At 64.7% G+C, this 24,807-nt stretch carries 20 protein-coding genes; 13 read left to right on the top strand and 7 right to left on the bottom strand.

Annotated features, from left to right (window positions below):
• Nucleotides 1-26: 26 nt before the first annotated feature.
• The 3 genes from AC1DTQ_RS15500 (at nt 27) to AC1DTQ_RS15490 (ending at nt 5,407) form a co-directional block, all read left to right on the top strand.
• Nucleotides 27-2,219, top strand: a complete 2,193-nt coding sequence (locus AC1DTQ_RS15500) for a formylglycine-generating enzyme family protein (protein WP_477850717.1) — start codon at nt 27-29, stop codon at nt 2,217-2,219.
• Entirely contained in the window at nt 2,216-4,099 is a 1,884-nt protein-coding gene (locus AC1DTQ_RS15495) for a glycoside hydrolase family 127 protein (RefSeq protein ID WP_477850715.1), read from the top strand. Before AC1DTQ_RS15500 ends, AC1DTQ_RS15495 begins: the two co-directional genes overlap by 4 nt.
• A gap of 120 nt (nt 4,100-4,219) precedes the next feature.
• A complete protein-coding gene (locus tag AC1DTQ_RS15490) occupies nt 4,220-5,407 on the top strand; it encodes a CaiB/BaiF CoA transferase family protein (protein ID WP_477850713.1) in 1,188 nt (395 codons plus the stop codon).
• A gap of 48 nt (nt 5,408-5,455) precedes the next feature.
• On the opposite strand, the gene AC1DTQ_RS15485 is transcribed toward AC1DTQ_RS15490, so the two are convergent.
• Complete coding sequence (locus tag AC1DTQ_RS15485) at nt 5,456-5,842, bottom strand: DUF1801 domain-containing protein (RefSeq protein ID WP_477850712.1); 387 nt, start codon at nt 5,840-5,842, stop codon at nt 5,456-5,458.
• A gap of 351 nt (nt 5,843-6,193) precedes the next feature.
• On the opposite strand from AC1DTQ_RS15485, the gene AC1DTQ_RS15480 reads away from it, so the two are divergent.
• Complete coding sequence (locus tag AC1DTQ_RS15480) at nt 6,194-7,858, top strand: GMC oxidoreductase (RefSeq protein ID WP_477850710.1); 1,665 nt, start codon at nt 6,194-6,196, stop codon at nt 7,856-7,858.
• A gap of 110 nt (nt 7,859-7,968) precedes the next feature.
• On the opposite strand, the gene AC1DTQ_RS15475 is transcribed toward AC1DTQ_RS15480, so the two are convergent.
• Both AC1DTQ_RS15475 and AC1DTQ_RS15470 read right to left on the bottom strand, forming a co-directional pair.
• The gene (locus AC1DTQ_RS15475; RefSeq protein ID WP_477850708.1) at nt 7,969-8,874 is read right to left on the bottom strand and encodes an SDR family oxidoreductase; all 906 of its coding nucleotides are present in this window, start codon (nt 8,872-8,874) and stop codon (nt 7,969-7,971) included.
• A 104-nt stretch (nt 8,875-8,978) separates the two neighbouring features.
• Entirely contained in the window at nt 8,979-9,719 is a 741-nt protein-coding gene (locus AC1DTQ_RS15470) for an SDR family oxidoreductase (protein ID WP_477850707.1), read from the bottom strand.
• Between the two features lie 118 nt (nt 9,720-9,837).
• Between AC1DTQ_RS15470 and AC1DTQ_RS15465 the strand changes: the two genes are divergently transcribed.
• Nucleotides 9,838-10,737, top strand: coding sequence for a LysR family transcriptional regulator (locus AC1DTQ_RS15465; protein ID WP_477850706.1), 900 nt, complete (start codon nt 9,838-9,840; stop codon nt 10,735-10,737).
• Nucleotides 10,738-10,751: 14 nt separating this feature from the next.
• The gene (gene glnE, locus AC1DTQ_RS15460; protein WP_477850859.1) at nt 10,752-13,580 is read left to right on the top strand and encodes a bifunctional [glutamate--ammonia ligase]-adenylyl-L-tyrosine phosphorylase/[glutamate--ammonia-ligase] adenylyltransferase; all 2,829 of its coding nucleotides are present in this window, start codon (nt 10,752-10,754) and stop codon (nt 13,578-13,580) included.
• Between the two features lie 75 nt (nt 13,581-13,655).
• On the opposite strand, the gene AC1DTQ_RS15455 is transcribed toward glnE, so the two are convergent.
• Complete coding sequence (locus AC1DTQ_RS15455; protein WP_477850705.1) at nt 13,656-14,606, bottom strand: mitochondrial fission ELM1 family protein; 951 nt, start codon at nt 14,604-14,606, stop codon at nt 13,656-13,658.
• Nucleotides 14,607-14,754: 148 nt separating this feature from the next.
• Between AC1DTQ_RS15455 and AC1DTQ_RS15450 the strand changes: the two genes are divergently transcribed.
• From AC1DTQ_RS15450 to AC1DTQ_RS15425, 6 genes are all read left to right on the top strand, one after another.
• The gene (locus AC1DTQ_RS15450; protein WP_477850704.1) at nt 14,755-15,345 is read left to right on the top strand and encodes a malonic semialdehyde reductase; all 591 of its coding nucleotides are present in this window, start codon (nt 14,755-14,757) and stop codon (nt 15,343-15,345) included.
• A 61-nt stretch (nt 15,346-15,406) separates the two neighbouring features.
• Nucleotides 15,407-15,985 (top strand): YceI family protein, encoded by a 579-nt coding sequence (locus AC1DTQ_RS15445; protein WP_477850703.1) that lies wholly within the window; start codon nt 15,407-15,409, stop codon nt 15,983-15,985.
• Nucleotides 15,986-16,530: 545 nt separating this feature from the next.
• On the top strand, nt 16,531-16,728 hold the full coding sequence (locus tag AC1DTQ_RS15440; protein ID WP_310095372.1) for a zinc-finger domain-containing protein: 198 nt from the start codon (nt 16,531-16,533) through the stop codon (nt 16,726-16,728).
• Between the two features lie 41 nt (nt 16,729-16,769).
• The gene (locus AC1DTQ_RS15435) at nt 16,770-17,909 is read left to right on the top strand and encodes a glycosyltransferase (RefSeq protein ID WP_477850702.1); all 1,140 of its coding nucleotides are present in this window, start codon (nt 16,770-16,772) and stop codon (nt 17,907-17,909) included.
• On the top strand, nt 17,909-19,228 hold the full coding sequence (locus AC1DTQ_RS15430; protein WP_477850701.1) for an O-antigen ligase family protein: 1,320 nt from the start codon (nt 17,909-17,911) through the stop codon (nt 19,226-19,228). Before AC1DTQ_RS15435 ends, AC1DTQ_RS15430 begins: the two co-directional genes overlap by 1 nt.
• On the top strand, nt 19,221-20,135 hold the full coding sequence (locus AC1DTQ_RS15425; protein ID WP_477850699.1) for a lysophospholipid acyltransferase family protein: 915 nt from the start codon (nt 19,221-19,223) through the stop codon (nt 20,133-20,135). The genes AC1DTQ_RS15430 and AC1DTQ_RS15425 overlap by 8 nt, the downstream gene beginning before the upstream one ends.
• A gap of 154 nt (nt 20,136-20,289) precedes the next feature.
• Here the strand turns inward: AC1DTQ_RS15425 and lpxL are convergent, their stop codons facing one another.
• Nucleotides 20,290-21,228: an LpxL/LpxP family Kdo(2)-lipid IV(A) lauroyl/palmitoleoyl acyltransferase gene (gene lpxL, locus AC1DTQ_RS15420; protein ID WP_477850698.1), complete on the bottom strand. Its 939-nt coding sequence runs from the start codon at nt 21,226-21,228 to the stop codon at nt 20,290-20,292.
• Between the two features lie 38 nt (nt 21,229-21,266).
• On the opposite strand from lpxL, the gene waaA reads away from it, so the two are divergent.
• The gene (gene waaA / locus AC1DTQ_RS15415) at nt 21,267-22,565 is read left to right on the top strand and encodes a lipid IV(A) 3-deoxy-D-manno-octulosonic acid transferase (protein WP_477850697.1); all 1,299 of its coding nucleotides are present in this window, start codon (nt 21,267-21,269) and stop codon (nt 22,563-22,565) included.
• Nucleotides 22,566-22,697: 132 nt separating this feature from the next.
• Here the strand turns inward: waaA and AC1DTQ_RS15410 are convergent, their stop codons facing one another.
• Both AC1DTQ_RS15410 and AC1DTQ_RS15405 read right to left on the bottom strand, forming a co-directional pair.
• Nucleotides 22,698-24,056: a TolC family outer membrane protein gene (locus tag AC1DTQ_RS15410; protein ID WP_477850695.1), complete on the bottom strand. Its 1,359-nt coding sequence runs from the start codon at nt 24,054-24,056 to the stop codon at nt 22,698-22,700.
• 18 nt (nt 24,057-24,074) lie between these two features.
• Complete coding sequence (locus AC1DTQ_RS15405) at nt 24,075-24,734, bottom strand: protein-L-isoaspartate O-methyltransferase family protein (RefSeq protein WP_477850694.1); 660 nt, start codon at nt 24,732-24,734, stop codon at nt 24,075-24,077.
• Between the last annotated feature and the right edge of the window lie 73 nt (nt 24,735-24,807).

Raw genomic sequence — 24,807 nt, 5'->3', positions numbered from 1 at the left:
CAATCGATTCCGAAATCACTAAGACCATGACCGCAAGCCCGGAAAACACAGCGCCTTTCCCAGACGATCGCGACCGCGAGGAACGGCCGGAAATCAGGACCGAATACAAGTTCTCCCACGTCACCACCCAGCGCTACCTACCCACGCCGGGCAAGGCGCCGGGTTGGCCGTTCGCAGAGATCGGTCACTGGAAGATGGATGTCAACGGCACCGCCGACGACTGGATCCGCGAACTGACCGACTGGCGTCGCGAACATCTCACCCGTATCGGCTACGACGATGCCAACTACCGGCGTCCGGAACTGCAATGGGCGCAGCGCAATTTCGTGCATGCGCAGATGATGATCGAGGACCGCTACTTCTACGATCCGGCGATGGGGAAATACACCGTCGACCGCTATCTCGACGATCTGGAGGAACGCTTCGGCGGTCTGGACAGCGTGCTGCTCTGGTACATCTACCCCAACATCGGCATCGACGATCGCAACCAGTTCGATCTCATCCACGATCTGCCTGGCGGCGTCGAAGGCATCCGCGGCGTGGTCGCCGATTTCCACCGGCGCGGGGTGAAGGTGTTCCTGCCGACCATGCCGTGGGACAACGGCACTCGCGAGCAGGGCGAACCGGACTGGCTCGCGATCGCGCGGCTGGTCAAGGAAACCGGTGCGGACGGCATCAACGGCGATACTTACAACGGCGTTCCGCGCGCCTTCTTCGATGCGTGCGATGCGCTCGGTTGTCCGGTGGTGGTGCAGCCCGAATCGACGATCAGCGCCGAGGAACACCTGATCTGGAATGTGCAGAGCTGGGGCAAGAAGGCGCCAGCGGATGTGATTCCGTCGGTGGCTAAGTTCAAGTGGCTGGAACCGCGCCACATGATCAACTACGAGAACCGCTGGGGCCGCGACCGCAGCAACGATCTGCAGTACATTTTTTTCAATGGCGTGGGCTACAACGCATGGGAGAACATCTGGGGCATCTGGAACCAGTTCACCCCGCGCGACGCCGCCAGCTTGCGCCGCATCGCCACGGTCGAGCGCAAGTTCGCGCCGCTGATGGTCAGCATGGACTGGCAGCCGTACGCCGCGACCTTGCAGGCGGGCGTGTTCGCCAGCCGCTTCCCGGGCGAGGGCAGGACCTTGTGGAATATCGTCAACCGCAACGAGTACGACGTGAGCGGCGAGCAGATCGCCGTTCCGCATGCGGAAGGCACGCGCTACTTCGACGCGTGGAACGGCGTCCCGCTGCAGCCGCGTCTGGCCGACGGCAAGGCGACGCTGACGATGACGCTGGAAGGGAAAGGCTACGGCGCGTTGCTGGCGTTGGAGGCGAGCGTGCAGGATGCGGACCTAGAGGCCTTCCTCGAACTGATGAAGGGCTTCGCCAAGATCCCGCTGCAGTCGTTGTCGAATCAGTGGAAATCGATTCCGCAGACCCTGGTCGAGATCGTGCGCACCGCACCCATGGCCGAAGCCGCGGAAGGCATGGTTACCATTCCCGCCGGCGAGTTCGACTTCGTGGTCGGCGGCGTCGAGATCGAAGGCCAGACCTGGGACGGCGTCGACTTCCAATACCCTTGGGAAAACAGCGCGCGCCGTGGGCATCGCAAGCTACTGCGGATGCGCTCCTTCCATATCGACCGCACTCCGGTCAGCAACGCGCAGTTCAAGCACTTCGTCGACGAAAGCGACTACCGGCCGCGCGACTGCCACAACTTCCTGCGCGACTGGGTCGAAGGCGCACCGGTGGCGGGGTGGGAAAACAAGCCGGTGACCTGGGTATCGATCGAGGACGCGCGCGCCTACGCGCAATGGGCCGGTAAGCGCCTGCCGCACGAGTGGGAATGGCAGTACGCCGCTCAGGGTTGCGATGGCCGGGCCTATCCCTGGGGCGATGCCTGGAATGCCGCGGCGGTGCCCGCCCCGAATCGCGAACGCCGGTTGCGGTCGCCCGCTGATGTCGACGCGCATCCCGAGGGCGCCAGTCCGTTTGGGGTCATGGACCTGGTCGGCAATGTCTGGCAATGGACCGATGAATACTTCGACGACCACACCCGCGCCGCGGTGCTGCGCGGCGGCAGTTCCTATCGTCCTCAGACTTCACACTGGTATTTTCCGCAGGCCTACCGGCTCGACCAGCACGGCAAGTATCTGCTGATGGCGCCGGGCAAGGATCGCTCGGGTAGCGTGGGCTTCCGTTGCGTCGTGGATGCGGAATGAACTTGGATAAGAACAATGCGATGGCTCCGCCGTCTTCCGTGCAAGTACGGCTAGGCGGATTGCTGGGCGAGGCGCTCACCGCGAATCGGTCGGGGCGTCTGTCGCATTTCATCGTCGATGAAACCAGTCCGGCCATAGAGATCTTCGATCCGGCGCGCGCCGCGAAGAACGAGGAAGGCGACTGGTACGGCGAACACGCCGGCAAGTGGCTCTACGCCGCCGTCAAGTCGGCTGCACGCAATGGCGATGCGCATCTGGTCGCCAATCTGCTGCGTGTCGCCGACTATCTGGTCGGCGTGCAGGAAGCCGATGGCTATCTGGGCACCTATGCGCCCGATCACCGTTTCATGCGCAAGCAGCCGCCCAAGCCGGGCACTTGGGACGGCGCGCCTAGCGTGCGCACTTGGGACATCTGGACGCACAGCTATCTGATCCTCGGTCTGCTGGAAGTGCACAAGCATTTCCCCAAACCGGAATATCTGCAGGCTGCGCGCAAGATCGGCGACCTGTGCTGGCGCACCCTCGCCGAACAGGGCATCGACATTACCGAACTTGGCAATCATCACGGCATGTCGGCCACCGTGCTGATGGATCCGGCGGTGGAGTTGTACTCGGCCACCGGCGAACCGCGCTACCTGGCCCTCGCGCAGCTGGTGCTGGAGCAGGCCGACCACAATCCGGACCTGGCTCTGCTGAAGCGCGCGCTTGCCGGCGCCGACGCATCGGAGATCGCCACCGGCAAGGCCTACCAGTTGGCCTGGAATCTGGTGGGGCTGGCGAAGCTGCACAAGGCCACCGGCGTCGCCTCGTATCGCGAGGCGGTCGACCACATGTGGGAAAGCATCCGCACCCATCACCTCACGCTGGGAGGCGGGCCATGGGGCGGCGTGGCGCATCGCTCGCGCGAGGTGTTCAATCCGGCCGGCGTGTTCAGTCCGCAAGGCTACGTGGAAACCTGTTCCATTCTGGCCTGGGTGCAGCTCAACCGCGAATTGCTCGCGATCACCGGCGATGCGAAATATGCAGAAGAGATTGAGCGCACGGCCTACAACGATCTGCTCGGCGCCATGGCGCCCGACGGCCAGGACTGGTGCTACTACTCTTTCCCTAACGGCCGCCGCGTGCATACGACGTATTGGCGTTGCTGCAAGTCCAGCGGAGCGATGGCGATCGAAGAACTGCCTGGACTGGCCTATACGCAGTCACCGATTGGCGACCTCATGGTCAATCTGCTCGGCCCGGGCGAAGCGGTCTTCTTCCATCCGCAGGCCGGCGAGGTCACGCTGACGCAGAGAACCGCTTATCCATTCGAAGGCCGGATCGAGTTGCAGGTCTCCTGCGAACGCTCGGCGCGTTTCGCCATTTCGATACGCATCCCGCAATGGGCCGAAGACGCGACCGTCGCCATCAACGATGGCAACCCGCCGGCGCCAGCGGCATCCGGCGCCTACGCCGTCATCGAGCGCGAATGGCGATCGGGCGATGTCGCGACTCTCGAGTTGCCGATGCCGCCTGTCGCACATCGGCGCATACAGCAGAACATCCAGGAATCACGCGCGCCGGATGGCTCGCCGGTGCGTCAGCGGGTGATGCATTACCAATACCTGGCGGTGACGCGCGGTCCCTTGGTCTACGCCAGCGATCTGATCGACGGCTTCAAGACCGAAGAAACGCTGCGTCTCGCCGATGCCTCGATCGACGAATGGCTGCACCAGGCGCCTGGGGAAAGCCGCGAGGGCGCCATGATCCACCTGCACAGCCTTGGCCGTGCGCCGCTGACGCTGGTGCCGTATTACCGGGCCGGCGGCCGCGAACATGGCGCTTGGCGGTTGACCTGGTTCTCGCTTGCGCCCGGGCAAGCGCCGCCTCCGCCGGACTAAGGCCGGCCCTCAAGCAAGAAATTGTGCCGTCAGAAGCTAGCAAGCGAACCTGTTAAAGCGGACGATCATGAAGCAGACTTTTCGCCAGTGTTATTGGATGAGGTAGAGGGAAAGGATCGTATGGCGACTGAATCCCCGTTCGCGTTCGCGGGCCGCACCGGCGCCGCCGGTCCGTTGAGCGGCGTGCGCGTGCTCGACCTCAGCGCCTACATCGCCGGTCCGTACGGCTGCACGCTGTTGGCCGACCAGGGCGCGGACGTGCTCAAGATCGAGCCGCCCGACGGCGACAACCTGCGCAAATATCCGTCCACGCTGCAGGCCGAAAGTCGCGCTTTCCTGGGCGTCAACCGCAGCAAGCAGGGCATGACCCTGGACCTGAAGAAACCGCAGGGTTTCGCGGCGCTGCTAAAGCTGGTGCGCGAGGCGGACGTGATGGTGCACAACTTCCGCCCCAGCGTGCCCAAGCGCCTGGGCATTAGTTACGAGCAACTGAGCTTCATCAATCCGCGCCTGATCTACTGCGCCGTCACCGGCTACGGCGAGACCGGACCGATGAAGGACAAGGCCGGTTACGATCAGGTGCTGCAAACCATGACCGGCATGTGCGCGCTGCAGGGCAAGCGCGGCGGCGCGCCGGAAATCATCTACGGCTCGGTCGTCGACTACTACGCGGCGGCGCTGCTGGCCGCCGGTGTTGCCTCCGCCCTGTACGAACGCGAGCGGAGCGGGCTTGGCCAGTTCGTCGGCATATCGCTGCTGCGCAGCGCGCTGACCATGCAGTCGGCGCGGATGATCTGGGCCGAGGGCGAATCACTGGATATCGGTCGAGACATGCGCTCCGGCGGCGTCACTGGCATCCACCCTACGCGCGAAGGGCATATCTATATTTCGGCCAACACACCGCGCTTCTGGAAGGCGTTGTGCGAAAAAACCGGTCTGCACATGCTGGAGCAGAACGAACGTTACGATACGGTGCGCAAGCGCGCCGACCATGCCAACGAGATCGTCCCGCACCTGCATGCCGCCCTGACCCGGCACAGCGCGCTGGAATGGGAAGCGCTGTTCGGCGATGAGGTACCTTGCGCCGCCGCGCTGCGGGTCGAGGACATGTTCGATCATCCGCAAGTGCTGGCCGAAGAAATGGTGGGCGACATCGAGCACCCCGTCATCGGCCGCTACCGCGGCGTTACCCGTCCGATCAAGTTCGGCCGCACGCCGGGCCCGGATCCCTTTGCCGCGCCGGTATTCCATGAAGCCGACACCGCGACGGATGATGCACCGGCTTCGCAGAAGGCTCGCAAGGCTTGAAATCTTCGGGCTAAATCTCCCGCAAGCGCGGGGCGGATCGCAAATCCGTCACTTGGCCAATTGCGTTGGATCCCCAAGCGTTTTGTTGAGCATCACCGCTTCCTTGGTCAGACGGCGCACGGTCGCGGCACTGGTGCTCATCCCTTCGCGCAGTTCCAGTGTGGCCATCTCGTACTTCCCGCCGGGCTTGAGTCCCGGCTCGATCTCGCGCAGCCGCTGTCCCCGCCAGAATCCGAACAGCACCCGTTGCTCCTCGGCGCGGATGAGCAGCACCGGGCCGTTGGACAGATAGACCAGGTGGCCCCACTTCACGACTTCCTCCAGCGTCGCCGAGGAACGGACCGCCGCACGCAGGCTCTCAACGCATCCGCGCTGCCAGCCGTCGAGGCTCGCCACATAGGCATCGGGATTGGCGGCGGGCACAGTTTTTTTCATGGCCATATCGCGTAGTACTCCGGAACAAAAGTCGCGTGGTGGGTAGGTGCCCGCACGAGCAGAGCCGGACTTTACGCTGAATTCGCGGTGCAGCATCCGGGCGGCGAACCGATATCGCTGACTCGCAAGGAATACACGCTGCTCGCCTTGCAGCCGCGCCCTGTCGGATGCGTGACCACAAGATATATCGCCACGGAGCCGGGAGTGGGTCTGCGATTACTGTCCAGCGGACACTGGGCGCCAAATGCCGCGGCAGGCGTTTTCCGGCTCGTCCATGGCCGGAAATGAGGTCGATACTCGTTGTTTGCACTAGTGCGGTCTGTGCGCGAACGCGCGCTTGCAGGAGAGGCAATGATCATCGACTACCTTGACAGGTCTGGTCCGGACGATTTTTCTGCAGATATTTGCATCATCGGCGCTGGCCCTGCGGGAATCTCGATCGCTCGCAGCTTCATCGGAACTTCGCTCAACGTATGCCTGGTCGAAAGCGGCGGCCTTGCCGGCGAGGACCGGAATCAGGAGCTGTACCAAGGTACTTCCATCGGATCCCCCGAACTGGATCCGGTGACTTCGCGGATGCGGGCGTTCGGGGGCAGCTGCAACGTATGGGGCGGGGGCTGCGTTCCGTTGAGCGCTCTGGATCTGGGGCCGCGCGATTGGGTTCCGCATAGCGGCTGGCCGCTTTCCTACGACGAGATCGAGCCGTATTACCGGCGCGCGCAGGCGGTCTGCGGCATCGAGTCGCACGATTTTACCGAAGGTACGTTCCTTACTCCGCCCGCCCGGGCGCCGGTTGCTTTCGACGCCAACCAGTTGGTCAACCAGAACTTCGTGCTCAGCCCGGTCTTCTTCGGCGACGCGTATCGGTCCGAACTCGAACGAGCCGCGAACATCACCGTCCTGCTGCACGCCAACCTGCTTGAGTTCGAGGCCGCGCCCGCCGGAGCTTCCGTTCGTCAGGCCCGCATCGGTGCGCTGGATGGGCGCAGGGGTTTGGTCCGCGCACAGCGCTACGTACTTGCGTGCGGGGGTATCGAGAATGCGCGGCTCCTGCTGTTGTCCAACTCCGTAGCGCCGAACGGATTAGGCAACGACCGGGACCTGGTGGGGCGCTATTTCATGGATCACCCCAGCGGCAAACTCGGCACTTTATTCACCGACGCCCCAGATCCGCTGACGCGACCCTACGATCGTAGCGGGGGCAAAGGTCCGGCACCTTCGTTTCCCGAGCTGTGTCTGTCGGATCAGGCGGTGCAAGCGCATCAACTGCTCAGCGGACGCGTCCGTCCCGTTGCCGTGGAGGCTCCCACGCCCAAGGGGATACAGGCGTTGCGCGATCTGAAGAATGCGCTTTTTCCCGTGCGCGATGAGAGCCTGGCCCTGGAAGGGATGATGCGTGCCGCCCGGAAAAGCGATGAGCCAGGCAGCGACGAAGGGAGGGCCAAGGCGGGGATCGGCAAGCTGGTGTTGCGCGTGAGCATGGGCACCTGGGACATCGCGCAAGCAGTCTGGCGCAAGCTGACCGACAAGCCCACGGTCAAGAGCGATTACGTCGACGTGATCGGGTACTTCGAGCAAGCGCCCAATCCCGATAGCCGGGTCATGCTGGGCGATGAAGTCGATGCGTTGGGGCAACGTAAGGTCTGTGTCGACTGGCGGCTTACCGAACTCGATTGGCACACGTACCGGACCGCCGCCGGTCTGTTCGGCGCCGAGCTTGCGAGCTCGTGCGGAGGAAAGTTCCAGCTCGAGCCGTGGCTGCAGGAAGGCAGTGTCGCGGTTCCGGAGCTGCGCGGCACGGCGCACCATCTGGGGACGACACGCATGTCCGACGATCCGAATCTGGGTGTGGTCGATCGCCAATGCCGGGTGCACGGCGTCGACAATCTCTACGTTGTCGGCAGCTCGGTGTTTCCGACTGGAGGTTGGGCGTTTCCGACCTTCACCATCATCGCTCTAAGCATGAGGCTCGCCGAACATCTACGCACTCTCAGCGATATCGCGATGGTGCTTTGAGTGCCGCGCGTCTCCTCTCCGTTTTCGACGAGTGATTAGCGGGTCCGACGCGACTTCTTCATTCCCGCTTTCGCGGGAATGAAGAAGCAAGAGGCAAGCACGGTCCCAGGTCAGCCGCCGACCCGCGGCAGCAACAGATCCTGCAGGCCGATGCGTTGCAGGAACTCCGTTCGGATCCGGTCGCCCACCCCGCTGACTTCCTCGCAGCCGTCGCGAGATGGATCGATATGCACGCGGAACGGACGCTGGCCGAATTCCATATCCACCACCCGCACGATTCCATCGGCCACCGAGGCTGCATCCGCGTCGGACGGCTCCAGCGAGGCCAGCGCCTTCAGCGATTGCTCTGAGAGTCCGGCATAGGGACCGCTGTCGTATTCGGCCGAACGCGCCGTGTCGTCGGGCTTGCCGGAGTGGGCGAAATGGTTAGTGCCCTTGGTGAAGGCGCCGGGCATGACGATGCTGGTTTCGATTCCCCAGCGCGCCAGCTCGCTGGCATAGGACACGGCCAGCGAATCCATCGCCGCCTTGGCCGCGAAATACGGCGACAGGAACGGCGGGGTGCCGCCACGCACGCTGCTCGACGATACCCACACCACCAGTCCCTGGCGCTGTTCGCGCAACTGCGGCAACGCGGCTCGGTTGACCCGTTGCGCGCTGAGCACGTTGATGTCGTAAAGCTGGGCGAACTGTTCCGGCGTGAACGCTTCGGCAGGGCCGTAGGACATGTGGCCGGCGTTATGCACGATCACATCGATCCTGCCCGTTTCAGCGATGACCTGCGCGATGCCGACCTCGACCGATGCGTCCAATTGCACGTCCAGTTCTACCGTTCGCAAATCCACCTTGTGCTCGCGTGCGAATTGCTGCGCGGCAGCGACTTGCGGCGCATTGCGCGAAGCGGTGTCGCGAATGCCGGCGTAGACGGTATGGCCAGCTCTGGCCAGGGCGCGGGCGGTGAGCGCGCCGAAGCCGCTGGATGCGCCGGTGATGACGATGACTTTTGCGTTGTTCATGACAGTTCTCCAGTGTCGGCGCATCCATCGCGGACGCGCCTGATTGAGGAAGCGAGCGAATTTGCTAGGGAATTCGTTGGGGAAAGCGGTATCGCCTCGGGACGTCAGACCATGCCGCCGTTGGCGCGCAGCACCTGGCCGTTGATCCAACCGCCATCCGGACCGACCAGGAAGGCGACAACGGCGGCGATGTCTTCCGGCGTGCCCAGGCGTTCCAGCGGACTCATCTTCGCCATGCGCTGCACCAGTTCCTCGGACTTGCCGTCCAAGAACAGATCGGTTGCGGTCGGACCGGGGGCTACGGCATTGACGGTGATGTTGCGGCCGCGCAGCTCCTTGGACTGGATGGCGGTGAGCGTTTCCACTGCGGCCTTGGTCGCGGCATACACACCATAGTTCTCCATCTTCGTGCCGACCACGCTGGTGGAGAAGTTGACGATGCGTCCACCATCGCGCATGCGCGTGGAGGCTTCGCGCAAGGTGTTGAAGGTGCCTTTGAGGTTGACCGCGATCTGGGTGTCGAACAGCGCATCGTCGCTGGCGCCGATCGCACTCAATTTCAAAATGCCCGCGTTGTTGACCAGCACGTCGATGCCGCCGAAAGCCGCTTCGGCCGAATCGAACATGCGCGCCACGGCCGCCGCGTCGGCCACATCGGCTTGTGCGGCCATAGCCCTACCGCCGCCGGCCTCGATGTTGCGAACTACTTGCTCGGCGGCCGCTGCATTGCCAGCGTAATTGACGATGACGGCGTGACCGTCGCGGGCCAGGCGCTGAGCGATAGCGGCGCCGATGCCGCGGGAGGCGCCAGTGACCAGGGCGATACGGGAAGTGGTGGTGTTCATGGGGACTCCTCGGGAAGCGGGGTGGCCGGCCGCAGCCGGTGAGGGAAAGATGCGCCTTTCCTTTCTGCGGATAATCCACCAATATTCGGAATCATCTGCCGGATATGGCGAACAATCCATGGATCGATTCGACGCGATGCGGGTCTTCATCCGGGTGGTCGAACAGCGCAGCTTTACCCAGGCGGCGCAAGACCTTGGGCTGCCGCGTTCCACCGCCACCGACGCCATCAAACAGCTGGAAACCCGCCTGGGCGTGCGCCTGTTGCAGCGGACCACGCGCACAGTCAGCCCGACCCTGGATGGCGAGGCCTATTACCGCCGATGCCTGGCGATCCTGGGCGACATCGAAGACGCGGAGGCCGCCTTCGCCGGGGCCAAGCCGCGTGGACTGCTACGCGTCGATGTGCAGGGCACGCTGGCGCGCCGTTTCGTGCTGCCGGCGCTGCCCTCGTTCCTGGCCCGCTATCCGGATCTCGAATTGTTCATGGGCGAGGGCGACCGCTGGGTGGATCTGGTGCGCGAAGGCGTCGATTGCGTACTACGCGTCGGCGAACCGCGGGACACCGACATGGTGGCGCGGCGCGTGGCCATGCTGCAGGAAGTGACTTGCGCTTCGCCGGCCTATTTCGCCGAGTTCGGCGTGCCGACTAGCATCGAGGCCTTGCAGGGTCATCGCATGGTTGGCTTCCGTTCTTCGGCCACCGGCGCATTGCTTCCCCTGGAATTCATCAAGGACGGCGTTGCCCGCAACGTGACCTTGCCGACCAGACTTTCCGTAACCGGCGCCGAGAGCTACTCCGCTGCCGCGCGGCTGGGGCTGGGACTGATCCAGGCGCCACGCTACAACCTGGAAGCGGATCTCGAGCGCGGCACGCTGGTGGAGGTGTTGCCCGATCATCCGCCCGCGCCTTCGCCGGTATCGCTGCTGTATCCGCGCAATCGCCAGCTCTCGCCGCGCGTGCGGGTGTTCATCGACTGGCTGGTGGAAGTGTTCGCCGATGCGGGACGCTGCGCGTGACACAATCGCCGGCCATGGGAAACGATGCGATAAAGACCACAGCGTTGATCGAAGCAATCGTCGAGCGCGGCCTGACTGGCTTGCGCGCGCGTTCGGCCGAAGCGGCCGCATTGCTGGAGGACGCCGCATTCGCCGAACGCGTAGGCAAGGTGATCGCCGCCAGCGATTTCGCGTTGGAGACATTGCGCAAGCAGCCTGGATTGCTGGAGATGCTCAAGCACGACGAAGGCGCTGAAGCGTTCGCTCCGCCCGTGCTGTCGGCGGAACGATCGGCGCAGTGGCCGGAGCAATTGCGCAGTTACCGTGCCGCCGAATCGACTCGCCTGGTTTGGCGCGACGTGCTGGACCTCGATGAGGTGGACGCGATTCTGGCCAGCAGCACGCGACTGGCGGAGAACTGCCTGCGCACCGCGCTGGAGGCGCTGGAAACCGAGTTCGCCCAGCGGCATGGCGTGGTGCGCGCCGCCGACGGCGCCAGGCAACGGCTGGTCGTATTCGGATTGGGAAAGCTGGGCGGCGGCGAACTCAATTTCTCTTCCGACATCGACCTGGTCTATACCTATCCGCAGGGCGGCGAGTCCGATGGCACGCGTTCGCTGGCGGCGGAGGACTACTTCGCGCGTCTGGGCCAGCGCCTGGCCAAACTGCTGGACGAGCCGACCGTCGACGGATTCAGCCATCGCGTCGATCTGCGTTTACGTCCTTTCGGCAACGCGGGCAGGGTGGCGCTTTCCTTCGCCGGCATGGACCAGTACTTCCAGCGCGAAGGCCGCGACTGGGAGCGTTACGCCTGGCTGAAAGCGCGGGCGGTGGCCGGCGATATCGAAGCGGGCGAACAATGGCTGCAGACATTGCGGCCGTTCGTGTATCGCCGCTACCTGGACTTCACTGCGCTGGATGGCCTGCGCGAGATGAAGGCCGCCATCGCCGCAGAAGTCGCCCGCCGCGAGTTGGCCGACGACATCAAGCGCGGCCCAGGCGGCATCCGCGAGATCGAATTCCTGGCCCAGGCGCTGCAGCTGATCCACGGCGGGCGCGAAACCGCGCTGCGCGAACGCCGCCTGCTTCCTGCGCTGGACGCGCTTATGCGAGCGCGGCAGATATCGCAGGAAGACGGCGACGCGTTGATCCATGCTTATCGCTTCCTGCGCAAGCTCGAGAACCGGCTGCAGATGCTGCGCGACGTGCAGACCCATGCCTTGCCGGAGAATGCGTTGGACCGCGCGCGTATCGCCCTGGGCCTCGGCTATCCGGACTGGAGCGCGCTGGAGGCAGCGCTGGCGGTGCAGCGCGCGCGGGTCGCTGCGGAATTCAGCGAATTGCTGGCGCCGCGCCAACGCGACGCCACGCCGGGCGCGCTGAGCGGCTATTGGCGCGCGCTGCCGAACGCCGGTAATGCGGAAGCGTTGGCGACTGCGGGATTCGCCGATCCGGGCAGCGCCGACGCGGCCTTGCGCGATTTCGCCAATTCCAGCGGCGTGCTCGGTCTTTCCGATGGCGCACGCGCACGGTTGGATCGCGTCCTGCCGGCCTTGCTGGAGGGGGCGGCGCGATCCTCGCAACCGGACGCGGCGATCAAGCGGCTACTGGTCCTGCTGCGCGCGATCCTTCGCCGCGCCAGTTATCTGGCCTTGCTCGACGAACAGCCCAGCGCCCTGAATCGCCTGGTGGACGTGGTGGCGCGCAGCGCCTTGCTGGCCGAACGGCTGGCACTGTATCCGCTGCTGCTGGACGAACTGCTGGATACGCGCGTCGGCGGACCCATGCCGGACCGCGAGGTCATGCGTCGCGAATGCGAGCCGGCACTGCACGAGGACGATCCCGAAACCGCTTTGCGCGCGCTCAACGAGAAGCGCCTCGCGCTGAGCTTCCGCATCGCGCTGGCGGCGTTGGACGGACGCCAGTCTGCGCGCGACAGCATGCGGCAGCTGGCGTGGCTGGCCGAAGAAGTGGTGCGCGTAGTGTTGCGCATGGTGCATGCCGAAGTGGTCGCCGCGCATGGCGAAGTCGCCGGTGGGCGCTTCGCGGTGGTCGGCTATGGCAGCTTAGGCGGCGAGGAACTCGGTTTCGGTTCCGACTTGGATCTGGTGTTCCTGTTCGACGCCGATGCTTCGGCCGTCTCCAGTGGCGCACGGTCGTTGGAAGCGGGACGCTGGTACGCGCGTCTGGCCCAGAAGCTCGTGGCCTTGCTAGGTGCTGCCACCGGCGCCGGGCGCCTGTACGACGTTGACGTGCGCCTGCGGCCCGACGGTGCGAAGGGCCTGCTGGTGTCGTCGGTGTCCAGTTACCGCGACTATCAGCTCGAACGCGCCTGGACCTGGGAGCACCAGGCGCTGGTGCGGGCGCGCGGCGTCGCCGGCGACGCGTCGCTGCTGGCCGAATTCGACGCGATCCGCGAACGGACCCTGTCCCAATCGCGTGAGGTACGGAAGCTGCAGGAAGAAGTCGGCAGCATGCGCCTGAAGATGCGCGCAGAGCTGGATCGCAGCGATGCGGCGCGGTTCGATCTCAAGCAGGGCGCGGGCGGACTGGTCGACCTGGAGTTCCTGTTGCAGTTCCTGGTGTTGCGGGATTCTTCTTCGCATGCCGCCTTGCTGGGGCCGCGCGATACGCAAGGATTGATCGACGCGCTGCGGACGGCCAACACGCTGGACGAAACGCAGTCCCAGTCGTTGCTGCGTGCGCATGGATATTTCGTGTCCGAGGGCCTGAATTGCACGCTGGACCGTCGTCCTCGCCTGTTGCTGGAAAGCGAATCGCTGGCTGCCAGGCGACTGATGGTGAGTGCCGCTGCGCGTGCGCAAGGTCTGGTCTTCGACGACGAAGCACGCCCCGCGTTGTAGGAGCTGCGCTGCGAGCTGAAACTTTCAGCGTGCAACACTCTTTCCGGCGGTCCACGGTCGCAGCTTACGCAGCTCCTACAAACCGAGGCGTTCACGTACGAGTGCTGCGACCCGCGCGGTTTCCCGCAGCGGCTCGACCTGGAACGGCGCCAGCTGGGTATCCATCGCGCGGATGCGGCCATGCGCCAGCAACGAGTCCAGGAATTTGCGTGGCCTGCCGCTGACGCGGGTCGGATCGAATACGAACACCGGCGCGTCCGTCGCGCAGGCTTCGGACACCATGTTCACCGAATCCGGCGAGCACACGATGCGGTCGGCCCACGCCAACAACCCTTGGTAGGGATTGACCCCATCGGCTTCTCCGCACCAAACCACGCCGGGGGTCTCCACGTAGCGATGGCGCAAGGCGGCGATCAGGTCGGCAGGGGTGCGGCGCGAAGTCGTGATCAAGACGCTGCCGCCCTCGCGCGCCAGCGCGACCTCCAGCTTCGAGGCCAACACCTCGAAGGCGCTGCGATCGAAGCGTGCGTGCGAACTGGAGCCTCCCAACAAGACGGCAGTGCGGGGTTGCGGCAGTTCGGCGAATACCGCGAATGCCTCGCGCGCCCGTGCGAGCCACGTCTCGTCGACAGGATTCAGGCTACCGAGCAGGGTGATGACGTTGTCGCCCGAAAGCAGGTCGTGTTCGGGAGCGACCACCAGATTCCAATATCGGGTGTCGATGCGCGGATCGAGGATCTGCACCACCTTGCCGCCGCGCTCATGCAGCAGACGCGTGGCCAGCGCGGCCTGGCGACCGCAGCCGATGGCCAACGGCGGCGGCTGCGCCAGCGCCTGCGCGAACGCCGGTCCGAAAGCGTGGTCGGCGCCAGCGAAGCTGCGCGGGGCGAGCATGTTCCAGGGCAGGCGCGGGTCCAGCCGCCAGTCTTTGGCGGGTCCGCAATTTAGCGCCGCGGCCAGCGCATCGGCCTGGCGGCGGTTTCCTGCATGACCGTCGGTGAGGGTCCAGAGCTGTGTCGAATCCATGGGATCTACAGGACTTTGTTCCAGAAACTAAAACAATCCGTTCCGAACTGGCTTGATGTTGCCATTGCCGGGACACTCTACACTGCGCGCCTCGGTTTGCGCTGCCTCGCGAATCCTTCGAATCACTTGATCCCTCCAAGGATGTGACATGTCAGACGTCTTGAACGACAACGCGCTGGACCAGCTGTTCCGTACCGCGCGCACCCAGAACACCTATCAGGACCGCCCGATCGAGGACGCGCAGCTGCGTGCGCTGTACGACTTGCTGAAATGGGGCCCGACCTCAGCCAACATGTCGCCGGCGCGCTTCGTGTTCGTGAAGTCGCCCGCGGCCAAGGAAAAGCTCAGGCCCGCCCTGTCGGAAGGCAACCTGGCCAAGACCATGGCCGCGCCGGTGACCGCGATCGTGGCCTACGACGAGGACTTCCACGAGAAGCTGCCGTATTTGTTTCCGCACACCGACGCCAAGGCCTGGTTCGACGGCCCGCGCGAGAATCGCCATGACGCCGCCTTCCGTAATGGCAGCCTGCAAGGGGCCTACCTGATCCTGGCCGCCCGTTCGCTGGGTCTGGGTGCAGGCCCAATGTCCGGTTTCGACAACGCCAAGGTCGATGCGGCGTTCTTCGCCGGCACTACCGTCAAATCCAACTTCCTGGTGAATCTGGGTTATGGCGATTCTGTCGGCCTGTTCCCGCGTTCGCCGCGCCTGTCCTTCGACGAAGTGGCGCGTATCGAGTAGTTCACTCCGCCCCAACCCGCTTTCTGTTCCCATCAATCGCAAACACCCAAGGAGTCCCCTCATGCGCAAGACCCTGCTCGTTGCCGCCCTGTTCGCTTTCGCCGGTTCCGCTTTCGCCGCGCCGGTCACTTACAAGATCGATCCCAACCACACCAACGTCATCGCCAGTTGGAGCCACTTCGGCTTCTCCAACCCGAGCGTCAATTTCGGCAATGCCGACGGCACCATCGTTTACGACGCGGACAAGGTTTCCGCCTCCAGCGTGCAGGTCACGCTGCCGTTGACCGGCTTGAGCGCGCTGGCCACCGATTTCTACGACCATCTGACCAGCGCCGACTGGTTCGATGCGGCCAAGTATCCGGCTGCCACCTTCAAGAGCACCAAAGTGGAATCGGCGGGCGAGGGCAGGCTGAAAGTCACCGGCGATCTGACTGTCAAGGGCGTGACCAAGCCGGTGGTGCTGGAAGTGAAATTGAATAAGGCGGGCGAGCAGCCGATGGCCAAGCGCGCCGCGGTCGGTTTCGACGCTACCGCGACGGTCAAGCGCAGCGAGTTCGGCCTGGGCAAATACGTGCCGAACGTAAGCGACGCCGTGTCGCTGCGCATCACCACCGAGGCGATCGTGCCCAAGGCCGAGTAATCGGCACGCCTCTGATCTTGTTGAAACGCTGGCCGCGATTGTCGTGGCCAGCGTTTTTTGCTCGTCATCCCAGCGAAAGCTGGGATCCATCTTGATCTTGATCTTGATCTTGCTCTTGCCTCTGCCCCCCCTTTGCGCGCAGCGCAGGGGAGGATTGAGGGGGGGCTCTTGATCTTGCCTTTGTTCTTGCCTCAAAGCGTTTCGCGCTTTGCGCGAGTCACTTTTCTTTGAACGGCAAAGAAAAGTAACCAAAAGAAAGCCGCCCCCGTATCAAGTACGGGGCAGGCTCTACGCCGCGCCCAGCGATGAAGCCGCTGGGTTCGCAAAAGGGTCGGGACAACCGTAAAGCGCATTCGTGCGCCTCCGGAAACGGCGCACATCCTTGTGCGCCGCCCCTGCGGGGTTTTACCCGCCCCTTTTGCCGCGCCTCACGGGGCATTGAAAGAGCAAGAGCAAAGGCAAGAAGCTCAAGCCCATACTCCTTTCTCTTTTGCGGTATGTAGCCGGCTGTTAGACTGAGGCCTCGTACCGACCGACCAAATCCCATGAGCCAGACCGCCACCGCGCCCGCCAATGCCGAGAAGCGCTACACCGTGCATCGAAGCGACCTGCCGCTTAGCTGCCCGTTGCCGTCGATGGCGTTGTGGAACTCGCATCCGCGCGTGTACTTGGCCATCGAAGAGGCGCCGAACAAGGACGTGCAATGCCCTTACTGCGGCTCGCATTTCGTTCTCGCTGATTGATATCCACGCATGCCGATCCCGCGCGCACAGGTACTGCGCCGATGCGTCGCCTGACGGTTGTACAGCTGCTCCCCGCGCTCGAATCCGGCGGTGTAGAGCGTTCCGCCCTCGAAATTTCCCAGGCCTTGGTCGATGCAGGGCATCGCGCCATCGTCGTTTCCGCGGGCGGCCGCCTGTTGCCGGCCTTGCAGAAGACTGGCGCCGAGCATGTCGCGCTGGATATCGGGCGCAAGTCGTTGCTTACCTTCCGCCATCTGCCCACGCTGCGGAAACTCATAGTCCGCGAGCGCGCGGATATCGTGCACGCACGTTCGCGTCTGCCCGCCTGGCTGGGCTGGAAGGCGGTGCAGGGCATCGCCGGGACGCAGCGGCCGCATTTCGTCACCACCATGCATGGGCTCAATTCGCCCGGTCGCTACAGCGCGGTCATGACCTACGGCGAGCGCGTCATCTGCGTTTCCGATACGGTGCGTCGCTACGTGCTGCAGCACTATCCGCAAACGGATGCGGACAAATTGCGAGTGATACCGCGTGGCATAGACATCGCTCAGTTTCCTCGCATGGCATGGCCCGAGCGGACATTGCGGTCCGAGTTCGCGAAGCAATATCCGCAGCTCGCGGGCGGAGCGCCCTTGTTGCTGTTGCCCGGGCGCGGTACCCGCTTGAAGGGCCACATCGATGCATTGCGTCTGCTCGCCGGCCTGCGTCGCGACGGTAGCGACGCGCGCCTTTGGCTGCCCGGCGCGCGCGAAGCCGGGCGCGAGGACTACATCGCCGAGATGGAAGCCGAGGCGGCGAAGTTGGGCATCGCGGAGGTAACGGCCTTCACCGCCGCCACCTCGCGCATCGCCGATGCGTATGCCGCGTGCGACCTGGTGCTGCAGCTGTCGCGCAAACCCGAATCCTTCGGGCGTACGGTGATCGAGGCCCTGTCGGTCGGTCGCCCGGTGCTGGGTTGGGCGCATGGCGGCGTAGGCGAATTGCTGGCCGAACTGCAGCCGCAAGGCGCGGTGCCGCCTTTCGACGAAGCCGCACTGCTCGTGCAAGCCAACGCATTGTTGACCCATCCACCGTCGCCATTGGCTACGATGCCCTATACCCTGCACGCGATGCAGGACGCCACGCTGGATCTTTACCAAGAACTCGTTGCTCAAGAACCCGCCGCTTATAGAGCACGCTGATGACTCCGAACGCGCTACCCGTTGACAACACCGCTCCTGCGGCCGGCCATGGCTGGCATTGGGCGCCCGCCTGGGTACTCGCCGTCGTCGCCCTGTGGCCTGCTCCTGGCATCGCCGAAGGGGTGATGGTGCTGGGCGCCCTGGCCGCGATCGTGCGCCTGCTGCTGGTGCGTTTTCGCGGCGGCATGCGCTTGCTCAGCGGGCCGGCATGGGCGCTGACCAGCGCCTTGTTCCTGGCCTACTGGGTACCGCAACTCATCTCCGCATTCGATGCCACCGATACTTCGCATGCGTTTTACAAAGTAGGCACCGGCCTGCGCTATCTGCCGTTCCTGTGGCTGGTGGCGGCCGCAGTCGCCAATGAAAAGGGCAGGCGCACTACCTTTAGTGGCTTGGCGATCATCGTGACGGTGTGGACGGTCGATGCGTTGCTGCAGGTGATCTTCGGCACCAGTCCGCTGTTTTGGGGGCTCGATCAGCTCAAGCAGCTGATCAGCGGCCACGGCATGTGCACCGCGGAAGACACGCTTGCGCTGGATCGTCTGAGCGGATTTCTGGGCCCCTGCAACCTGAAACTGGGCGTGGTGCTAGCCAGCTTGTCGCCGTTCGCGCTGTTCGCACTCGGCAAGCGTTTCGGCATGCTCGGCTGGGTGCTGGCGTCGGCCGCGATCGGTTTGGTGATCCTGCTGGCGGGCGCGCGCGCCGCCTGGCTGACTTACGGACTGGTGCTGGTTTTCTCCGGCTGGCGCTTGCTCGGCTGGAAGAAACTGCTGGCCGTGTTCGCGTTCGGCGCGTTGTCGCTGATCGTGTTGAATCTTGTGTCGCCGCAGTTCCGCGAGCGCATCCAGCGCACCACGCAAGCCCTGGCCGCCGACGAAAGCGGAGTCGATGTAGCCCTATCCGGGCGCGCGCAGATCTGGCGCGCGGCCACCTGCATGATCGGACAGCACCCGATCAACGGCGTGGGCACGCGCAATTTCCGCGAGGAATACCCGGCCTGCGATCCGTCCCCCAACACGCAGCCGGCCTGGGGTGCCGGGCCTGCGCATCATGCTCACCAAATCGTGCTGGAAATACTGGCCGAAACCGGTGTGATCGGCCTGCTGCTGTGGCTAGCCGGCGCAGCGTTGGCGTGGCGCGCCTGGCGCTACGCGACGCCCGAAGCGCGGGAACGCGCCCGCCCAGCGATGCTGGCGCTGGGCGTCACCGTGTTTCCGTTCAACACCCATCTGGCGTTCTATTCCACCTTCTGGGGCGGGCTGGCGTTGATGTTGGCGGCGCTGTATTCAGGCAGCTTGTTAGCCAGGGAACATGACTGAAACCAGCGCGACTGAAGCCGGAAAGGCGCGTTGCTGGTTCATCGCGCCGTTGGACTTGCTGGCGGCGAGCATCGCGCGGTTGCCGCAGCCCTTGTTGCTGGGATTGGGAACCTTACTCGGCATTCTGATGTGGCCGCTGCTGGGCAAGCGGCGTCGCTATGCACGCATCAACCTGGCCTTGTGCTTCCCCGGACTGGACGCTACGCAACGGCGCCGTTTGCTGCGCGAAAACGTACGCGCCACCGCCACCGGCGCGCTGGAACTGTTGCGCGCCTGGTACGCGCCGGCATCGGCGCTGCAAGGCCTAGCCGAAGTCGAAGGACTCGAGCATCTTCGCGCGGCCACCGTATCGGGCCGCGGCGTATTGCTGTTCGGCGGCCATTTCACCCATTCCGAACTGGCCGCGCGCCTCTTGCAGCAGGTCTCAGGACAACCGGTGCATGTGGTGGTACGCCGCAACAACAACCGCTGCCTGGAAGCGATGTTCGATGGCGCACGTCGTCGCGCGTTCGCCGGCACCATCGCCAAGAAAGATGTGCGTGGCCTGCTGCGCACGCTGTCGCAGGGCGGGGTGGTGGCGTATTCGGCCGACCAGAACTTCACCTACCAGAACGCTTTCGTGCCGTTCTTCGGCGTGGCCGCGGCCACGCTGACAGCCACGCCGGATCTGGCGCGGCGCGGCAAGGCGACAGTGTTGCCGTTCTGGTTCCATCGCGGCGACGATGGCCGCTACCGCCTGCGCATAGAGGCGCAATGGAGCGGCTGGCCCAGCGGCGATCCTGCCGCCGACGCCGCGCGTTACATGAGTGAACTGGAACAGGTGGTGCGTCAGCATCCCGAGCAATATCTCTGGGTACACCGGCGTTTCAAGACGCGCCCTCAAGGCGAAGCCGACGTATACCGGTAGGGCGGGTCTCAACCCGCCATTGCCATGCATAAAACGCGCCTCGCCTATTGGCGAAGCGAACACGCACGGCGCAAAAAAGCGGTTTCGCTAATTGCCATCGCAATCGGAACGATGGCAATGGCGGGTTAAAACCCGCCCTACGCAATGCATCACGTCATTCGTATAGTTTTCCGCGCCCATCCGGCTGACGCTTGAAGCGACGGTGGATCCATAAGTACTGCGTTGGCGCCTTGCGCACCATTGCTTCGATCGCTGCCATCACCCGTGCGGTATCGGCGGTGGCATCCTTGGAAGGGAATTCCTCGAAGGCCGGCGATAGCTGCAGGGTGTAGCCGCCATCGGCGCGGCGCTCGTGCGCGAAGGCGATCACGCTGGCTCCCGACAGCCGCGAGAGCTGGTGGGTGGAAGTCAGGCTGTAGGCGGGCAGGCCGAAGAACGGCACGAATACGCTTTCGCCGCGGCGCGTGTCCTGGTCCGGTGCGAACCACAGCAGTCCCCCCTGTTTCAGGTGCTTCAGCGCGGGCCGCAATTCCTCGCGGGTGAACATCTGCGCCGCATAGCGCAGGCGCCCATGTTTTACCGCCCATTCCATTGCGCCCTGGTCGTGCGGACGGTACATGCCGGCGAGCGGGGCGTAATCGCACATCAACCGCGCGGAGATCTCCAGGGTGGTGAAGTGGCCGGAAATCACGATCACGCCACGACCGCCTGCGCGCGCCGCTTCAAGATACTCCAGTCCTTCCACCCGCAGACCGCGACGCATCGGCTCCACGCTGCCCCACCAGGCGCGCGCGAATTCGAACAGGCCGATGCCGAGTTCGGAAAAACTCTTGTACACCAGCGACGCCTGCTGCGCCGCGTCCAGCTCCGGGAAACACAGGGCGATGTTGCGTTCGGCGATGTGGCGTCGGCTGCGCAGCACTGCATGCAGGAACCTGCCCGCCAACCTTCCCAAGCCGCGTTGCAACGGCCACGGCAAGCGCGCCAGCAAGGCGGCCAAGCCGATGCCGAGCCATGCCGGCCACTGGCGGACGCCCTTCGGTGCCGAGTCGTTGTCGTTGCGAGGGCTTTCAACGCGGTCAAGTTCGGCCATACAGCGATTCTAACGGTTCAGTTGGTTATCCTTCCGCGATGCGGATGGACCTGACCGAGCGTTTCCTGCGTGGCCTGTATTCGGCCGTGCTCTATGTACTGACGCCAGTCACGGTCTACCACCTGATCTGGCGCGGTTTCCGTTTCCGCGAATATTTCCAGCGCTGGGACGAGCGCTACGCTTCCTACGGTCCGCCGCAGCCGCGAATCGATGTGTGGCTGCACGCGGTATCGGTGGGCGAGGTCAATGCCGCGGTGCCTGTGGTCGACGCCCTGCGCCGGGCGCATCCCGAATGGCGCTGGCTGGTGACCACCATCACCCCGACCGGTTCCGAGCGCGTGCGCGCTCTGTGGGGCGAGGGGGTCGAGCATGTCTACGTGCCCTACGACCTGCCAGGCGCGATATCGCGTTTCCTGCGCCACTTTCGCCCGCAGTTGGCACTGGTGATGGAAACCGAGTTGTGGCCCAACCTGCTGTTCGGCTGTCGCGATCAGGGCATTCCCACCTACATCCTCAACGCGCGTCTGTCGGCGCGCTCGCTGCGCGGCTACCGCGTGCTGGCGCCGCTGATTTCGAGAGTGGTGCGCACGCTCAAGCGCATCGGTGCCCAATCCACGCTCGACGGCAAGCGTTTCGTCGCTCTAGGTGCGATGCCTGGCGGGGTGGTGGATACGGGCAACCTCAAGTTCGACATCGCCGCTCCGGAAGGCCTCGCCGATTTCGTGCGCGCTTTCGGCGACCAGGCGGGGCAGCGGCCGGTATGGATCGCAGCCAGCACCCATGAGGACGAGGAAGCGGCGGTCATTGCCCTGCACCGCGGGCTGCGGCAGCGATGGCCGAACCTGTTGCTGCTATGGGCGCCCCGTCACCCCGAACGTTTCCCCCGGGTCGCCGAGCAAGCGCAAGCGGCCGGCTGGAAAGTCGCTACCCGCCGCAAATCGACCTGGCCCAATGCCGGCGACGATGTGTTCGTGATCGATACGCTGGGCGAACTGATGCCGTTCTACGCCTGCGCCGAGGTCGCCTTCGTCGGCGGCAGCCTGCAACCGATCGGCGGGCATAACCTGCTGGAACCGGCGGCGGTGGGCACGGCCATGGTGACCGGGCCCCATCTGCATAACTTCGCCGAGATTTCCAAGCGACTGAAGGAAGCCGGCGCGTTGCTGATCGCCGAGGATGCGCACGGCGTCGGGATCGCGCTTGGCCAGTTGCTGGAGGATGCGGCGAGGCGGCAGACGATGGTGGATGCCGGTCGCGAGTTGGTGGAGCAGGGGCGCGGTGCGTTGGCCAGAACGCTGCAGATGATCGATGCCGACCTTCCGGTAACCCGTCCGTAGGTCGGGGCTACGCCCCCGACACCACGCGCACCGTCTGGGGTTCATGCGTCGGGGGCGTAGCCCCGACCTACGAACGATTACGGCGGACCGAAGTCCGCCGTAATCGATGTGCCTGTCAGAAGCGATGCGTCGTTACTGACCATCGCCGGGCGCGAGCTGCGCTTGCGCATCGGCGGTCAGCAGGCGGTTCACTTGCTGCACGTCGTCGGCGTCCAGGGTGCCTGCCGCCTGGTCCAGCAGCAGTCGGTTCTGCAGGTAGTTGTACTTGGCCAGCGCGTAGTTCTGCTGGGCCAGGAACAGGTTCTGCTGGTTGATCAACACGTCCAGCACGGTGCGGGTACCGACTTCCAATCCGACCTGCGAGGCTTCGTAAGCGGCCTTGGCCGACACCAGCGCCAGGCGGCGTGCCTCGATCTCGCTGATGCCCGCTTCCAGAGTCTGGTAGGCATTGCGCGTATTGCGCACGATGGCGCGCTTCTGCTGCTCGTAGCCGTCCTGCGCCGCATCGCGATTGGCCAGCGCCTCGCGCACCCGCGATTGGGTGGCGCCGCCGGAGAAGATCGGCACGCTCAAAGTCAGGCCGATCGTGGTGCCGGTACCGTCGCCGTTGGCGCCGGTCGTATCGCCCCACGCCGCGTCCTTGCCCCAGTCGGCACCTAGCGACAGCGTGGGCAGATGGCCGGCGCGTGCGGTGGAAACGCCGGCTTCGGCCGATTGCACCTGGTATTCGAGCGACTTCAGCGCCGGGTTGGTGCTCACCGCGGTGTTGACCCAGCCTTCAGCGTCGTAATCGGTCGGCAGCACGGGGCGGAAATCATCCGGCAGCGCCTTCAGATTGTTGATCGGCTGGCCGGTGATTTCGGTCAGCGCCTCGTATGCATCCTTCAAGGCGTTGCGACTGGTGATCACGCTGGCGCGCGCGCTGTCGTATTGGGCGCGGGCTTCGTGCACGTCGGTAATCGGGGCCAGGCCCACGTCCAGACGCTTCTGCGCGTAGTCGAACTGCTTCTGCAACGCGGTCTGCTGCGCTTCGGCCGCGGCCAGGGTTTCGATCGCGACCAGTACATTGAAGTAAGCCGCCGAGGTGCGGGTGATCAACGCATCATTGGCCGCTTCCAGGTCGAAATCGGCGGCCTGGCTCAGCGCACGCTGCCCGCGCAGAGTGGAGTAGCGGCTGAAGTCGAGCACCGACTGGTTGACGCTGACGCCATAGCTGCGGCGTGTGTTGGTGGTGGAACCCGGCACGGCGTCCAGTTCATTGCGGCTGCGGGTGAGCGACGCACTGCCGTTGACCTGCGGCAACAGCGCGGCTCGGGCCTGCACGGCGCCTTCCTTCTGCGCCAGGCGTCCGGATTCGGCGGCCGCCAATTGCGGATCGCCGGTACGTGCGAGTTCATAGGTCTGCATCAGATCCGTGGCATTTGCACTGGCAACCAGAGTGGATGCAGGCAGGGCCAGGGCAAGCGCGAGAACGAGGGGGCGGCGACTCATGCGGTTTCCTTTCTGAAATCAAAAGACGAATTGCGGCACCGGGGCGGCGCCGACAAGATACGGAACGTCGGTCTCAAACAACGATTCTATGCGGGGACCGTTGACGTCGTTGTGCACCAGCACCGCTTCCATCACCGGCGAATGGCCGCGGACGACGAACAGTCGGCCTCCCGGACGCAGCCATTGCAAAAAATGTGACGGCACTTCAACGTCCATCCCTGCTGTCACGCAGATCGCATCGAAGCGGCGCTCGGTGGCGTAGTGCAGGGCGTCGGCGGTTTCGATGCGGACGTTGTTGCCGTAACCGCTGGCGTCCAGCTGCTGGCGCGCGCGGTCGGCGAGTTCGGGCTGGATCTCCAGGCTGACCACTTCGCGAGCCAGCGCGCCCATGCACGCGGCCAGGTACCCGCCGCCGGCGCCGATCTCCAGCACCTCGTCGCCCTCTTGCAGCAACAGCGCTTGCAGGGCGCGGCCTTCGACCACCGGCTTCATCATCTTCTGGCCGTGGCCCAGCGGAATCTCCACGTCGGCATAGGCCAGCGCGCGGTGGATCTCGGGCACGAACTTCTCCCGCGGCAGGGTCGCCAACACGCCCAGCACGCGCGCGTCCAGCACCTCCCAGGGGCGCACCTGCTGCTCGACCATCATTTCGCGGGCTTGGTTGTAATCGATCGTCATGGGTGGTGATCCGGCGCGGGGGACGCGCAGTTTAGCGGGTCGCGACGTGTTTTTAGGGTCGTACGGTGCGGAG

This window comes from Pseudoxanthomonas sp. P4_B2, assembly GCF_056402315.1.
Note: the sequence above shows the minus strand (reverse complement) of the source record. Positions and strands in the feature narration are given on the sequence as shown.

Excerpts from the sequence above, each read along its gene's own strand:
- AC1DTQ_RS15490 (WP_477850713.1), top strand. The coding sequence starts at position 4,220 with ATGGCGACTGAATCCCCGTTCGCGTTCGCGGGCCGCACCGGCGCCGCC.
- AC1DTQ_RS15430 (WP_477850701.1), top strand. The coding sequence starts at position 17,909 with ATGACTCCGAACGCGCTACCCGTTGACAACACCGCTCCTGCGGCCGGC.
- AC1DTQ_RS15410 (WP_477850695.1), bottom strand. The coding sequence starts at position 24,056 with ATGAGTCGCCGCCCCCTCGTTCTCGCGCTTGCCCTGGCCCTGCCTGCA.
- AC1DTQ_RS15475 (WP_477850708.1), bottom strand. The coding sequence starts at position 8,874 with ATGAACAACGCAAAAGTCATCGTCATCACCGGCGCATCCAGCGGCTTC.
- AC1DTQ_RS15445 (WP_477850703.1), top strand. The coding sequence starts at position 15,407 with ATGCGCAAGACCCTGCTCGTTGCCGCCCTGTTCGCTTTCGCCGGTTCC.
- AC1DTQ_RS15455 (WP_477850705.1), bottom strand. The coding sequence starts at position 14,606 with ATGGATTCGACACAGCTCTGGACCCTCACCGACGGTCATGCAGGAAAC.
- AC1DTQ_RS15450 (WP_477850704.1), top strand. The coding sequence starts at position 14,755 with ATGTCAGACGTCTTGAACGACAACGCGCTGGACCAGCTGTTCCGTACC.
- AC1DTQ_RS15405 (WP_477850694.1), bottom strand. The coding sequence starts at position 24,734 with ATGACGATCGATTACAACCAAGCCCGCGAAATGATGGTCGAGCAGCAG.
- AC1DTQ_RS15480 (WP_477850710.1), top strand. The coding sequence starts at position 6,194 with ATGATCATCGACTACCTTGACAGGTCTGGTCCGGACGATTTTTCTGCA.
- AC1DTQ_RS15470 (WP_477850707.1), bottom strand. The coding sequence starts at position 9,719 with ATGAACACCACCACTTCCCGTATCGCCCTGGTCACTGGCGCCTCCCGC.
- AC1DTQ_RS15440 (WP_310095372.1), top strand. The coding sequence starts at position 16,531 with ATGAGCCAGACCGCCACCGCGCCCGCCAATGCCGAGAAGCGCTACACC.
- AC1DTQ_RS15500 (WP_477850717.1), top strand. The coding sequence starts at position 27 with ATGACCGCAAGCCCGGAAAACACAGCGCCTTTCCCAGACGATCGCGAC.
- AC1DTQ_RS15485 (WP_477850712.1), bottom strand. The coding sequence starts at position 5,842 with ATGAAAAAAACTGTGCCCGCCGCCAATCCCGATGCCTATGTGGCGAGC.
- AC1DTQ_RS15435 (WP_477850702.1), top strand. The coding sequence starts at position 16,770 with ATGCGTCGCCTGACGGTTGTACAGCTGCTCCCCGCGCTCGAATCCGGC.
- AC1DTQ_RS15465 (WP_477850706.1), top strand. The coding sequence starts at position 9,838 with ATGGATCGATTCGACGCGATGCGGGTCTTCATCCGGGTGGTCGAACAG.
- waaA (WP_477850697.1), top strand. The coding sequence starts at position 21,267 with ATGCGGATGGACCTGACCGAGCGTTTCCTGCGTGGCCTGTATTCGGCC.
- AC1DTQ_RS15495 (WP_477850715.1), top strand. The coding sequence starts at position 2,216 with ATGAACTTGGATAAGAACAATGCGATGGCTCCGCCGTCTTCCGTGCAA.
- AC1DTQ_RS15425 (WP_477850699.1), top strand. The coding sequence starts at position 19,221 with ATGACTGAAACCAGCGCGACTGAAGCCGGAAAGGCGCGTTGCTGGTTC.
- glnE (WP_477850859.1), top strand. The coding sequence starts at position 10,752 with ATGGGAAACGATGCGATAAAGACCACAGCGTTGATCGAAGCAATCGTC.
- lpxL (WP_477850698.1), bottom strand. The coding sequence starts at position 21,228 with ATGGCCGAACTTGACCGCGTTGAAAGCCCTCGCAACGACAACGACTCG.